Annotated in this window: 16 protein-coding genes, 1 tRNA gene and 2 pseudogenes; 6 read left to right on the top strand and 13 right to left on the bottom strand. The window is 58.0% G+C overall.

Annotation, left to right across the window (positions count from 1 at the left end; all coding sequences use genetic code 11):
• Positions 1 to 307, bottom strand: a 307-nt coding sequence (locus FEM54_RS12555; protein ID WP_138451166.1) for a LysR family transcriptional regulator, incomplete at its 3' end; no start/stop codon positions are given.
• Between the two features lie 210 nt (positions 308 to 517).
• Here FEM54_RS12555 and FEM54_RS12550 point away from each other — a divergent pair.
• The 3 genes from FEM54_RS12550 to FEM54_RS12540 are packed head-to-tail and all read left to right on the top strand — an operon-like array spanning position 518 to position 2,174.
• Positions 518 to 934 (top strand): ribbon-helix-helix domain-containing protein, encoded by a 417-nt coding sequence (locus FEM54_RS12550; RefSeq protein ID WP_017137356.1) that lies wholly within the window; start codon positions 518 to 520, stop codon positions 932 to 934.
• Positions 931 to 1,245 (top strand): type II toxin-antitoxin system RelE/ParE family toxin, encoded by a 315-nt coding sequence (locus FEM54_RS12545; RefSeq protein ID WP_099548647.1) that lies wholly within the window; start codon positions 931 to 933, stop codon positions 1,243 to 1,245. Before FEM54_RS12550 ends, FEM54_RS12545 begins: the two co-directional genes overlap by 4 nt.
• Before the next feature lie 50 nt (positions 1,246 to 1,295).
• On the top strand, positions 1,296 to 2,174 hold the full coding sequence (locus tag FEM54_RS12540) for an SMP-30/gluconolactonase/LRE family protein (protein ID WP_017137354.1): 879 nt from the start codon (positions 1,296 to 1,298) through the stop codon (positions 2,172 to 2,174).
• An 89-nt stretch (positions 2,175 to 2,263) separates the two neighbouring features.
• Here the strand turns inward: FEM54_RS12540 and FEM54_RS34920 are convergent.
• The 6 genes and pseudogenes from FEM54_RS34920 to FEM54_RS12510 all read right to left on the bottom strand — a co-directional run.
• Positions 2,264 to 2,499 (bottom strand): annotated as a pseudogene (locus tag FEM54_RS34920) (histone deacetylase family protein); the annotation flags it as partial.
• Between the two features lie 20 nt (positions 2,500 to 2,519).
• Positions 2,520 to 3,287, bottom strand: a complete 768-nt coding sequence (locus tag FEM54_RS12530; RefSeq protein WP_138451165.1) for an anti-sigma factor family protein — start codon at positions 3,285 to 3,287, stop codon at positions 2,520 to 2,522.
• Positions 3,284 to 3,781 carry an RNA polymerase sigma factor gene (locus FEM54_RS12525; RefSeq protein ID WP_099548645.1) on the bottom strand — a complete coding sequence of 166 codons (498 nt, stop codon included), beginning with the start codon at positions 3,779 to 3,781 and terminating at the stop codon, positions 3,284 to 3,286. The genes FEM54_RS12530 and FEM54_RS12525 overlap by 4 nt, the downstream gene beginning before the upstream one ends.
• Before the next feature lie 60 nt (positions 3,782 to 3,841).
• Positions 3,842 to 4,393: a tetratricopeptide repeat protein gene (locus FEM54_RS12520; protein WP_171045830.1), complete on the bottom strand. Its 552-nt coding sequence runs from the start codon at positions 4,391 to 4,393 to the stop codon at positions 3,842 to 3,844.
• A 40-nt stretch (positions 4,394 to 4,433) separates the two neighbouring features.
• Positions 4,434 to 4,985 (bottom strand): cytochrome b, encoded by a 552-nt coding sequence (locus FEM54_RS12515; RefSeq protein WP_138451163.1) that lies wholly within the window; start codon positions 4,983 to 4,985, stop codon positions 4,434 to 4,436.
• Positions 4,986 to 5,128: 143 nt separating this feature from the next.
• Entirely contained in the window at positions 5,129 to 5,383 is a 255-nt protein-coding gene (locus FEM54_RS12510; protein WP_017137348.1) for a hypothetical protein, read from the bottom strand.
• Positions 5,384 to 5,659: 276 nt separating this feature from the next.
• Between FEM54_RS12510 and FEM54_RS12505 the strand changes: the two genes are divergently transcribed.
• Complete coding sequence (locus FEM54_RS12505; RefSeq protein WP_138451162.1) at positions 5,660 to 6,532, top strand: DUF6216 family protein; 873 nt, start codon at positions 5,660 to 5,662, stop codon at positions 6,530 to 6,532.
• Positions 6,533 to 6,899: 367 nt separating this feature from the next.
• Positions 6,900 to 8,126 (top strand): MFS transporter, encoded by a 1,227-nt coding sequence (locus tag FEM54_RS12500; RefSeq protein ID WP_017137346.1) that lies wholly within the window; start codon positions 6,900 to 6,902, stop codon positions 8,124 to 8,126.
• Between the two features lie 72 nt (positions 8,127 to 8,198).
• Here FEM54_RS12500 and FEM54_RS12495 read toward each other — a convergent pair whose 3' ends face one another.
• Positions 8,199 to 8,483: a DUF6124 family protein gene (locus FEM54_RS12495; protein WP_138451161.1), complete on the bottom strand. Its 285-nt coding sequence runs from the start codon at positions 8,481 to 8,483 to the stop codon at positions 8,199 to 8,201.
• Positions 8,484 to 9,011: 528 nt separating this feature from the next.
• Between FEM54_RS12495 and FEM54_RS34320 the strand changes: the two are divergent.
• Positions 9,012 to 9,095, top strand: a pseudogene (locus tag FEM54_RS34320) (type II toxin-antitoxin system RelB/DinJ family antitoxin); the annotation flags it as partial.
• Between the two features lie 32 nt (positions 9,096 to 9,127).
• Here the strand turns inward: FEM54_RS34320 and hepT are convergent.
• From hepT to FEM54_RS12465, 5 genes are all read right to left on the bottom strand, one after another.
• Positions 9,128 to 9,547, bottom strand: a complete 420-nt coding sequence (hepT, locus tag FEM54_RS12485) for a type VII toxin-antitoxin system HepT family RNase toxin (protein WP_138451158.1) — start codon at positions 9,545 to 9,547, stop codon at positions 9,128 to 9,130.
• Positions 9,537 to 9,932 carry a type VII toxin-antitoxin system MntA family adenylyltransferase antitoxin gene (gene mntA / locus FEM54_RS12480; protein WP_099548639.1) on the bottom strand — a complete coding sequence of 132 codons (396 nt, stop codon included), beginning with the start codon at positions 9,930 to 9,932 and terminating at the stop codon, positions 9,537 to 9,539. Before mntA ends, hepT begins: the two co-directional genes overlap by 11 nt.
• A gap of 121 nt (positions 9,933 to 10,053) precedes the next feature.
• Positions 10,054 to 10,143, bottom strand: a tRNA-Ser gene (locus FEM54_RS12475).
• An 83-nt stretch (positions 10,144 to 10,226) separates the two neighbouring features.
• Positions 10,227 to 10,940, bottom strand: a complete 714-nt coding sequence (gene purC / locus FEM54_RS12470) for a phosphoribosylaminoimidazolesuccinocarboxamide synthase (protein ID WP_017137340.1) — start codon at positions 10,938 to 10,940, stop codon at positions 10,227 to 10,229.
• Positions 10,941 to 10,967: 27 nt separating this feature from the next.
• Positions 10,968 to 11,703: MBL fold metallo-hydrolase (locus tag FEM54_RS12465; RefSeq protein ID WP_138451157.1), on the bottom strand; the 736-nt coding region annotated here is incomplete at its 5' end.

The raw sequence follows: 11,703 nt of genomic DNA, 5'->3' as shown, positions 1-11,703 counted from the left end.
GCACGCAGGCGATGGTGACGTTGCCCATGCGCGTGGAGGCGACGTTACTGATACCCATCAAGGCGATGTCGAGGTCGTCGAGAATGCGCTCCACCTGAGGCAGAAACGCGCGCCCGACCATGGTCAGGCTGACCCGGCGCGTGGTGCGTTCGAACAGCTTTACGTCAAGGGCGGACTCGAGCTTTTCGATACGCCGGCTCAGGGCCGGCTGTGAGATGCGGATGGCCTCGGCGGCGCCGCGAAAACTGCCCTTGTCTACCACGGCGCGGAAGGCTTGGAGGTCGTTGAGGTCGAAGTTGATGATCACGGGGGATGGGCCAGTGTGGTCGATTTGGAGGGCATTATCGTACGGCCGGGGGTAAGGCGCCATGCGTGCCGGGGGCGGTTGGCGTTAATAACCCTGCTACAAATATGAAGTCAAACATATCAGTGCGTTATTGGCTGAGTGGCGCCACGCAATCGCTGAAAAGCGTCAATACTTGCAACCTGAGTTACTCAACAGGAGAGAGAAACGCTCATGGAAACCTGCCAGAACCCCTACCTATTTTGGATCGACGATGAGATGCCGGACACCGACATCGGTCAGTTGCTCCTTGCAACACGCCAGTGGTCGAGTAGGATTGAATCCTACCCACTGTCCGCAGGCTTCGACATGCGCTCAACCCAGCAAATGAGCATTACCTTGCCACTCGAGATGGCCGCCCTGGTCAAGGCCAAGGTCACCTCCGGTGAATATGCGAGCGAAAGTGAAGTGATACGCGACGGCCTCAGGGCGCTGATGGCCCGTGATCGCGCCATGGAAGACTGGTTGCGCGACCAGGTGATCCCCGCCGCCGCCGCTCTCGAGGCAGCCCCTGGCCGAGCGCTCTCCACCGAGCAGGTTCGCGAACACATGGCAGCCAAACGCCAGCGAACCGGTACAGAAAAACCGTGAGCTATACGGTAGCCTTTGCGCCTGAGGCGTTAGCCCAACTGGACGCCCTTGAAGACTACATCAGCAAAACCGAAGCCCCCGATGCTGCAGCACGTTTTATCGACAACATTATCAGCTACTGCGACAGCCTCAGTGTGTTTCCATTGCGCGGTAAATGCCGTAACGACCTGCTGCCTGCCTTGCGCATCACCCATTACCGGCACACCACCGCCATCGCATTCAGCGTGGCCGCCGAGACTGAAACCGTGTCGATCCTGGGCGTGTTTTACGGTGGCCAGGATTACGCCGCCCAATTTCAGAATCACGGGTGAGAGCAAGCATCACGCCCAACGACGGCGTGCCCAAAAACAAGGAAGAAAAAATGACTGACACCCCAAACCCGCGTCGACCTTTGCGCTGGGTGTTAAGCCTGACCGGCTTGCTGGCTGTTGCGACCCTGGGCTTTTTCGCCTGGCAAAGCTTCTACCCCGTCAGCGCGGCGACCGGCTGGAGCGTGCAAACCGTGCACAGTGACGTGCCCAAAGCCGCGTCATTGATGCCCATGCCGGATGGCTCGCTGATGATCAGCCAGGAACTCAATGACGCCAAAGGCAGCATCGTGCGTATCCATCCCGACGGGCGACGTGACGTGGTGGTGGGCAGCCTGTCCAAGCCCGATGGCATGTTCGCCACCCATGGCGGTTGGGTGTTCAGCCAGGAAACCGGCGACGCCCCGGTCAGCTTTCTCAAGGACGGCGTGGTGACCGAGCTGTTTCGCGGCGAAAACGTGCAAGGCCTGTGGGTCGAGGGCGACGACCTCTACGCCATCGAAGACCGCAAAGACAACGGGCGACTTTTGCGTTACCGCTGGAGTGACCAATCGCTGACTGTCATACGCGACAAGCTGCACGAAGGCGAGTCCATCACCCGTTGCACCGACGGCCGAATGCTCTACACCGAAAAGAAAAAAGGCGTGGTGCGCGAACTGACCGACGACGGCAGCGATCCGGTGGTGCTGGCAGGCTTGAACAAACCCACGTTCTTGATGTGCGATGAGCGCGGGCTGTGGGTGAATGAAGATTCGACGCACCGAGCAAGATTGCTGCTTATTGATAAACAGGGGCGGCAACAGACGATTTTGTCGTTCCTGAAGGCGCCGCAGTCAATTGTGCCGACGAATCGAGGCACTTATCTGCTGGCGGAAGGCGGGAGGAATCGGGTGTTGGAGTTGACGCCTGAGACTCGCACGCTGTCGCCTTAAAATTTTGCAATACGGGCCAATTTGAATGCTCGCGAACCTGTCATAAATTGAACAGGACACTTCTTTCGCAACACCACCTCTCGCCAGACGCGCGTCACCGCGACTTTGCTTTGCGGGTCCAGCTCGCAAATTTCAAAGCCCAGGGACAACACCAGCGCATCCGCCGAAAAGTTCTTCAGCGCCGCTGGGCCAGTTCGAGCTTGTCGAAGAACACGGCTTCACGGGCGCCGTGGATGGACACATACAGCACGTCGTCCCGCTCGTAGAAAATCTCCTGAAAACCTTGACCGTGGTGCAGGTCGGTGTCGAGCACGGCGACGCGCTGCGGACGACGACTCACCGAGGTCAGGCCGGCAAACGCCGCTCGACGCCACTGGCCATGTGCTGCAAATCCTCAACCGGGTTTCTCCCAATCAGCATAAAAGCATGTGCAGGGTTGGCCCAATACACCACGTTCATGCCTCGCCGCTGCTCGCTGGCCAACGGCTGCATGCCCTTTTTACTAGCGGTGATGCACAGTGCCAAAGGCCCGTGGCGTGGGTCGAGGTAGGTGAGTTGGCCGATCAACACGCCGTCATAGTCGAGGATCTGCGCCCGTCGGAATTCGGCGCCAGGCAGGCTCACGGACTCAGGCGATAATGACACGCCCAGTTGTGCGCCCACGGCGGTCAACTGGGCCGTGTGGGAGGCCGGGTCGAGGCTGAGGTTTTCCAGGGTCTGGGGCGTGTACAAGGCCATGTATTCGGCCACCGAGGCCCGCCAGCCTTGGCCGGGTTCAGTACGTTGCCACCCCAAGAACAGCCGATCGGCTGCCACGCCAGCTACTGCGAAACTCGCAGCCACGGCAAGAAAACGCCGACGGCTCCAGGCTTGGGGCGGCGCCGGTGGCAAGGCGTTGAGCATTGCGTGCAGGCGTTCAGTCGGGGCGTGTTCCAGCACCGTGTCGAAGGCGGCCTTGAACGGCAAGTCAGCGCAGCGCAATGCGTCCAGGCGCGCGGCAAGCGCCGGGTCAGCGCTGGCCTGGTCGGCGATCCGTTGATGGTGGTCGGTGCTCAGTTCGCCATCCAGATAAGCCGATAACTGCTCATCGGACGGTGTGTCAGTGTGGCTCATCGCCGTTCTCCGTTGGCTTTATCCTGCCGGGCTGTTGGGGAGGCGGCTTCGGCCAGCTTAATGCGGGCGGCCGCCAACCGACTCATCACCGTGCCCATAGGTATCTGCAGGATTTCGGCAATTTCCTTGTATGAAAGCCCTTCGACATACGCCAGAAACACGGTTTCGCGCTGCGCTTCGGGCAAACCGTTAACGCGCTTGATCACTTGTGCGGCCAGTATCTGTTCCTGCGCCTGGCGCTCGCCATCAAACGACAGCACCTGCTCGGCATCAACAAACCCCTGCCCTTGGCGCACCCGTTGCGAGCGCAGTTCGTTGAGCCAGATCGAGTGCATGATCGCCAGCAACCAGCGATCCAGGCGCGTGCCGGCCACGAATTGCCCGGCACGCTCCAAGGCCCTTACGCAGGTGGCTTGCACCAGATCTTCGGCCAGGTGCTTTTGCCGCGACAACACCCAACCGTATCGCCACAAGCGTGGCAACAATTGGCCCAACTCGCGGCGAAACTCAGCGTCCCGAACGATGGCTGCCTCCTGCGGACAGGTTCACGGCGTTCAAGCCTGTGGCGCTGCGGCGATGGCTGCGGCCAGGTCTTCGTATTCTTCGCAGGTGGTACTGCACAAGGCTTTGATTTTCACCAGTTGCTCTTGCGCCAGGTCGACCCGGCCCTTGATCACATAGGCCTCGCCCAGGTACTCGCGAACCTGTGCGTAGTTGGGGTCGAGTGCAACCGACTTGAGGTAATAACCGATGCCCTCATCGGTGCGCCCCAGCTTGCGCGTGGCGTAGCCGCGATAGTTGAGGGCCTTGGCGGTGTTGGGATTTTGCAGAGTGTCGAGCAAGGCCAGCGCCTCATCAAAGCGCCCGTCCTTGGCCAGGCGGTAGGCGTAATCGGTGCGGTCGGCGTCGGAGGTGGCCTTGCTGGTTTGCAGCACGCACTTGCCGGTCTTGGTGTCCCAGACCTGGCCCTTGGGGCAGTTGGGCTTGGGCGGGGCCGACTCATCGCCGGAGGCGTAGGCCTGGCCTGCGAGCAAAGCGGCGGCCAGGCAAGCGCCGAAGACCAGCGCGGTGCGGTAGGTGACAGGGTGTTCGTGGCGAGCCTTCATGGTTGTCTTACTCCGTAATGATAGGGAGGAAACATCACTGTTAAAGCGCATTGCGTGCGCCCGGCAACATCCGGCGCAAGGTGCTGTCGCCCAGCACGTAGTGATGCCAGAGCGCAGCTATGGCATGCACGCCCGCCAGCAAGATGATCGCCCAGGCCACATTGTTATGCAGGCCGCCCAAGGTGCCCCGCCAGGCATGATCGATCACAAAAGGCGCGGGCACGGCAAACAGTCCGAAAAAATTGAAGGGTTCACCTTGAGCCCAGCGAAACAGGAAGCCCAACACAATCTGCGACACCAGCAACAGGTACAGGCAACCATGCGCCAATTTCGCCAGCAGGTTAAGCGCCGGGTGACTGTCGGCCTTGGGCCGATTGCCGCCGAACATACGCCACACAATCCGCGCGGCAATCAACAGCGCCATGACGATACCTAAAGAGATATGCAGCGCTTGCAGGCCCTTGCGCAGCGGTGTGCCCTTCTCCAGGACTTCCCAGATATGCGCACTGGCAAACATGAAGATCACCACGGCGGCGGTCAGCCAGTGGAAGCTGCGGGTCAGGCGGTCGTAGCGGTCGGATGCTGTGTTCATGGGCGTTTCCTGGGTGATCTGTGAAGTGAACACCGCAGTGGCGAAAGTTATTCGGTGGGGGGCGAATAATTTTTGCTGATCGGGAAACCAAGAAGCCCCGTCGCTGATTCAACGACGGGGCGTTTTTATGCGGTTTTTATGACTCAGTTTCCCCGCTCTTTGTTAGCTTGAGAGAGGACCGATGCAGCCAGGGATTTGGTCTCCTCACTGTATTTATCGCTTTGAAGGGCTTTGCCGGCCTTTTCCTCCATGTGTGCACTCGTCTGCTTATCAGTACCGGTCTGGGACAGCGCCGACGCAGCCAGGCTCTTGGCTATGGCCGAGGCGTTTGGATTATTCAAGGTTTCGGCGGCCAACGTCGCCAGGGTGCTGGAGGTCTTTTTGGTGTTTTTGCTCATGGTGCATTTCCTTTGCGTTTGAGGGGAAAGCCTACGAGTGAACGTCTCGTAGTCAGAAGATAGTGAGTTAAATATCCGTTCGCAACGAACTGGCTGTAGCCTTTGTTTTTAAAACACGTAAGAAAGATTCCAGCGTTATGTAGTACCCGCCCAGTTCGAAGTTCAACGCAATGATAATGTTTGAAAAGTCGTCTTGTTTTTATTAGATTTTCGCCCGACCAGTCACAGCAACTTCGCTGACGCGCCGCTCTAATAACCCTTCAAGGATGACCCTGCATGTCCCAACCTGTACTCAACGATAATATCGTCACATGGACGTTTCAAAACTATGCCGCCATCGTCGGGCTGCTCAGTGGCCTGGCAATATGTGCGCTGGTTTTATATATCTACTCGCGCTCAGGCTCGCTGATTTTTCTGCGTGACTTGATGTGGCGGTTCTTCGGTGGCTCGACCACATTTGAAAACCCAAAATATGAGGCCACCCGCAAAGACCTGCGCGAAGTTGAATATTATCGGTTCGAATTCAATATCCCCGCGCAAAACCTGGAACACGCGCGGCAAGCCGATCAGTGGATCACTGACAACAACTTCAGTTACAACGATGTGGCCAGGATCAGAAAGTACATTGACTGGAAAGACTTCACTCAGTTATCGCTTAAAGAGGCAATGATCACCCCCTTCAAGCGTAATTGGTTTTTGGGGTTGGGCGCCTTCTTCCTGGCGATTATCAGCATCACGCCGCCATTGGCTGACTCCAGCTACCTGATGGTGTCGTTGAAAAAAGCCTCGGATGTGCCGTCTTTCTATCTGTCGGAAAACAACGCCAAATTCCACTTCTGGCCCAGCGAAACGCTGTCTGTGGACGAGTGCAAATCACCAACGGCACTGGAAAAGTTCTATAACGAGGACTTCTCTGAAGGCACCATCAATACCATCTGCACGCTATTTCTTTCGCCCACCTACGCTGAAAACGTAAAAACCGGATTGAAAGAGCAAAAAGGCTTTTTGCTGTTCATCGCCTGCCTGTCGATATGTGCGGTCTTCTGTATTTTGACCAAGCTCTCGCGTTTGGGCGTTGCCCGCAAACTCCATGACCAGATGACCGCGCAGAATACAAATACGACCGCAGAGACCGCCGCTCAACCCTAAACACTGTCACTGTGGCAAACAGGCTCGTTGTGGCGAGCAGGCTTGCCCTGCGTTGGGCGGCGAAGCCGCCCCATCCCACGCGCCGAGTGTCAGGGGGGAGGATCACGGTGGCAGGTTTTAGGGCCGCTACGCAGCCCAACGCAGGGCAAGCCTGCTCGCCACAAAAAGCCTGCTCGCCACAAGGCTACTTGCCATAGCAGGCTGGCTCACCGACCATCAAGGCCGTCCCAGAGCGTCGAATCGATTGCACTGATGGTTATTATCGAAACGAGCGCCTGTGTGATTGCCAGCACCGGTTCCTATAATCGCCTCCACTTTCCCTCCCCTTCGCCTGGCTTCAGGCGACATTCCTTCTGGAACCGACACTATGCCAAGCCCCAGCCAGGCCCACAGCGGCCGTCCCGAACATAATCAACAAAGTGTCAAACAGCAGTGGCTGGCGATTCTCTCGGTCGCCGTAGGCGCTTTCGCCCTGGTAACCAGTGAGTTTCTGCCGGTGGGCGTGCTCAATGACGTCGCCAGCGACCTGGGCATCAGTGCCGGTCACGCTGGCCTGATGGTCACGCTGCCCGGCATCATGGCCGCCCTCGCCGCGCCGTTGCTGTCGGTGATCATTGGCGGCATGGACCGTCGTTACCTGCTGATCGGCCTGACGCTGATCATGATCATCGCCAACACGGTAGTGGCCTACGCCAGCGACTTCAGCCTGCTGCTGTTCGGCCGTGTCCTGCTCGGCATCAGCATCGGCGGCTTCTGGGCCACGGCCATTGCCCTCAGCGGCCGCTTGGCGCCCAAGGGCGTAGGCGTAGCGAAGGCTACCTCGATCATCATGATGGGCGTGACCCTGGCCACCGTGCTGGGCGTACCCGTCGGCACCTGGCTCAGTGGCCTGATGGGCTGGCGCATGACCTTCCTGGTGACCGCGATTGTCGGCGTGCCGGTGCTGCTGGCGCAGGTGTTCCTGCTGCCGCGACTCACCCCGGAAAAGGCCATACAGATCCGTGACCTGCCGGCCTTGTTTATCAACCCACAAGCGCGGGTCGGCTTGATCGCCGTGCTGCTGATCGGCCTGGCGCACTTTGCTGCCTACACCTATGTCGCGCCGTTCTTCAAAAACAGTTCCGGCTTCGACGGACCGACCATCGGCTCTCTGTTGCTGCTGTATGGCGTGGCCGGCGTGATGGGCAACGTCTTTGCCGGTTTCGCCGCCAACCGCAGCGTGCGTCACACCCTGCTGCTGGTCGCGCTGATGATCGGCACCAGCACCGCGCTGTTCCCTCACTTCGCCACCGGCATGACCGGCGCCGCGATGCTGATCGCACTCTGGGGCTTCGCCTTCGGCGCCTTCCCGGCCTGCGCGAGTATCTGGATGTTTGTGGTCGCACCGAAAGACGTCGAACGCGGCATGCCGCTGTTCGTTGCTCTGTTCCAAGTGATCATCGCCCTGGGTTCATTCTTTGGCGGCCGGATCGTGGACCAGATGGGCAGCGCAATGCTCTTGAGCCTGGCCACGGCGCTGGTGGGGCTTGGATTTGTGACCGTACTGGTGTTGGGGCGTAATGTGAGTAATAGCTTGGCGGCGCAGCCTGGCTGATACGACTCGTTAACCACTAAAAAGCCTGCTGAGCATTGAGCTCGGCAGGCTTTTTAGTTTCAGGGTATTGGGTTAGTTGCCTGGTTTATCTGTTGGGAAATGACGCTCAAGTGCAGCGTCCACCAGTGCCTGAGCGTTCTCGATCAATTGCGCCAGGCCCATGATCACGGGTGACTGCGTGCTGTCCGGGTCTTCGGCGCATTTGTAGGCGGTTTGAAGGGCGGATGCGAGGATTTCGGAGGCGTTGGCCAGGGCTTCTTCGGTGCCGACGTCGGCGCCTACGTAGAAGATTTTGCGAGGTTCACCGTCGGATTCGGCATTGAAAACATCGGTCGGGTTGGGGGTGATCTTTTTCATGATGTAACTCCACGTTATGAAAAGGAGCTACCACTCCCTGCTGTCAAACAGGATTGGGTGGCAGCTGTACGCGGGTTGACAGACCGGAAACGTGGAAACCCGGCGCACCCGAAGATGCCCCACGCACAGCCGCCATAAAAAATGGGTACAGACAGACGCCTGGAACCAGTTTGGGGATGCACAGAGATCGCACATTATTCGGCCTGTCAAAACCGGTCGCCATGAGGGCGACGGCGGAAGGTTAGCGCCCTGCCCCAGCCAACGCAACCCTGCTGGAAAACTGTCGACCCGGCACAACGTAAGCACCTGTTTCAGAAAAGCTTGGTAACCAGAATCCCCACCGGGAACCTTGTGTGCATAAGCCTGCGAGCTAGTCTCAAAAAGTCGCCGCCGTGGCGACATACTGTCAAGGGTGCTGATATGCCAACGAGATATCGCGATGCGGTCACAGGTGAATACGTAACCGAGCAAGAGGCGAAGAAAAGACCAAGGGAAACGGTAAAAGAATCGGATAGAAAGCGCCCGGTAAAAGAGGATGAAGCGTTGATAGCGACCGTACGTGAGCGCCAGGCGTCTGCTCAGCGAGTGAAGGTTTCTCTAGACGACCTATAGCCTAGATTTTACCGCGGGCCATTTGAATCGGCTTACTGGCCCACGTCCTTAGTCAAGACATGTGCACTGAATGCCAGGAAATCGCCCAGATGTTTGGTAATGATCGCAACGGCAATAGGCAGCTGAAGCGTCTGATACTCATGCACCACGATATTGCGGAAACCGACCATGTTTTTCAGGTTAGTCAGTAAGGAAGGACTCACCCATCCGCCCTGCGCCAGCAGCTCAAACACGTCACGAGCACTTTGGGGGACACCGAGGCGCTCACGACGAATCAGATGTTGCCCCAAGTCCAGGGCAGCCTCACAGGTACGCAGAATATTGAGAATGGCCGCATCCTGACGGGTGAAGTCAGTGGCGAAACTGGCTGGATCCTTTTCGTACTCCTCCCGAGCACGAGCAATGCAACGCTCAATACTGGCAGCCTTGTTGATGAGTACATCATCGGCCATATACCGTTCCGTCCTTTTGAATGTCGACTAGCAGCTCTGCCCTGGCGCAATCCAGCGCAGTTTTCTCGCTGAGTATGTAGCTCTCAAAGATACCCGCCTGACTGTCCTTGCTCCAGAGGCGGTGCCCTGTCGTTATGACTTGGTATTGCATGACCGTCGAGGCTGCGCGTAAGTCCAGCAAATCAACGGGGACCTTGACGATATCCGCTAACTCCCCGGATAGGCGCCACAGTTGCAGTGGGTCAATGCTTCCCTCAATCAGCACAGCCAAGTCAAGATCGCTGTCGGCATTTGCCTCGCCCGTCACCTGGCTGCCAAAGACGTACACTGCCAAAAGACCTGGAAGGTTAGCCTGCAAATGCGTGAGCACTTTTTCAAAATTCATGATTGACCCGCATTGTCATCAGGTAATCACGACCGTAGCAGAATTCACCTGAGCATTTCTGCTACAAAAACAAAAACCCCCAACAACCTTTAAGTTATTGGGGGTTTCTGTTTATAAATAATGGCGGAGAGATAGGGATTCGAACCCTAGGTACCGGTGAAGGTACAACGGATTTCGAATCCGTCCCATTCGGCCACTCTGGCATCTCTCCAACGGCGCGCATCATAACAGTGTGTTTCGCGAAAGCAAACCAAAAAAGCGATTTTTTTCCGTGCTATCAGATGCTTGCGTCGGTTACAGCGGTACGCCGAGACGGTTGGCGACTTCTTCGTAGGCTTCGATGACGTCACCGAGGCCTTGGCGGAAGCGGTCTTTGTCCATCTTTTTCTTGGTGGCTTTGTCCCACAGGCGGCAGCCGTCCGGGCTGAATTCGTCGCCCAGGACGATGGTGCCGTCGTGGAACACGCCGAATTCGAGTTTGAAGTCGACCAGCAGCAGGCCTGCGTCGTCGAACAGCTTGCTCAGCACGTCGTTGACCTTGAGGGACAACTCTTTCATGCGTACCAGTTGCTCAGCGGTGCCCCAGCCGAATGCCACCACGTGGGATTCGTTGATGAACGGGTCGCCCTTGGCGTCGTCCTTCAGGAACAGTTCAAACGTGTAAGGGTTGAGCTTGAGGCCCTCTTCCACGCCCAAACGCTTGACCAGGCTGCCGGCGGCGTAGTTACGCACGACGCATTCAACCGGGATCATGTCGAGCTTCTTGACCAGGCACTCGTTGTCGCCCAGCAGTTTGTCGAATTGGGTCGGAATGCCGGCCGCTTCGAGTTTTTGCATGATGAAGGCGTTGAACTTGTTGTTCACCATGCCTTTGCGATCAAGCTGTTCGATGCGCTTGCCGTCGAACGCCGAGGTGTCGTTGCGAAACAGCAGGATCAGGCGGTTGGCGTCGTCGGTCTTGTATACCGACTTGGCTTTGCCGCGGTAGAGTTCTTCACGTTTTTCCATGATGGGCTCCGCTTGCTAAATGGTGGGCTAGGCGATGTGTCGCCAGTCGAGCCCTGAATCTTGATCGGCCAGTTGCAGCCAGTCCGGGTCGCACCCGAGGGTGTCGACAAAACATTGCCGCGCAAGCGCAGGCAGGTTGTTCTTGCTGCTCAGGTGGGCCAGGACCAGGTGTTGCAAGTCTTGCCAGCCCAACTCATACACCAGGTACGCCGCCTGGTGGTTGTTCAAATGTCCCAGCTCGCCGCCTACCCGCTGCTTGAGAAAGTAGGGGTAATGACCACGTGCCAGCAGGTCGCGGCAGTGGTTGGACTCGATCATCAAGGCATCGAGGTCACGGTAACCGTCCAGCACCTTGGAGCAGTAGGAGCCCAGGTCGGTGAGCACGCCGAAACGCCGCTGACCGCCACTGAATACATACTGCGTCGGTTCCTGGGCGTCGTGCGCTACGGCAACTACGTCGATGCTCAACGCACCGACCTGCAGCGTCTCGCCACCGGCCAGGAAGCCTGCGGGTTCTATGGGTTTGCGCATCCCGCGCAAGGTGCCGCGACTCAGGTACACCGGAAGATTGTAGCGCCGAGACAGCAAACCCACGCCATGCACGTGGTCGGCATGTTCGTGGGTCACCACAATTGCGCTCAGCTGCGAGGGGTGAACCCCCAGGCGCAGCAGGCGCCGCTCGGTTTCTTTTAACGAGAAACCACAATCCACCAGCACATACGTGTCGTCATGTGCGACCAGCGTGCCGTTCCCTTGGCTACCG

The sequence above is a fragment of the Pseudomonas edaphica genome (assembly GCF_005863185.1).
GTDB lineage: Bacteria > Pseudomonadota > Gammaproteobacteria > Pseudomonadales > Pseudomonadaceae > Aquipseudomonas > Aquipseudomonas edaphica.
Note: the sequence above shows the minus strand (reverse complement) of the source record. Positions and strands in the feature narration are given on the sequence as shown.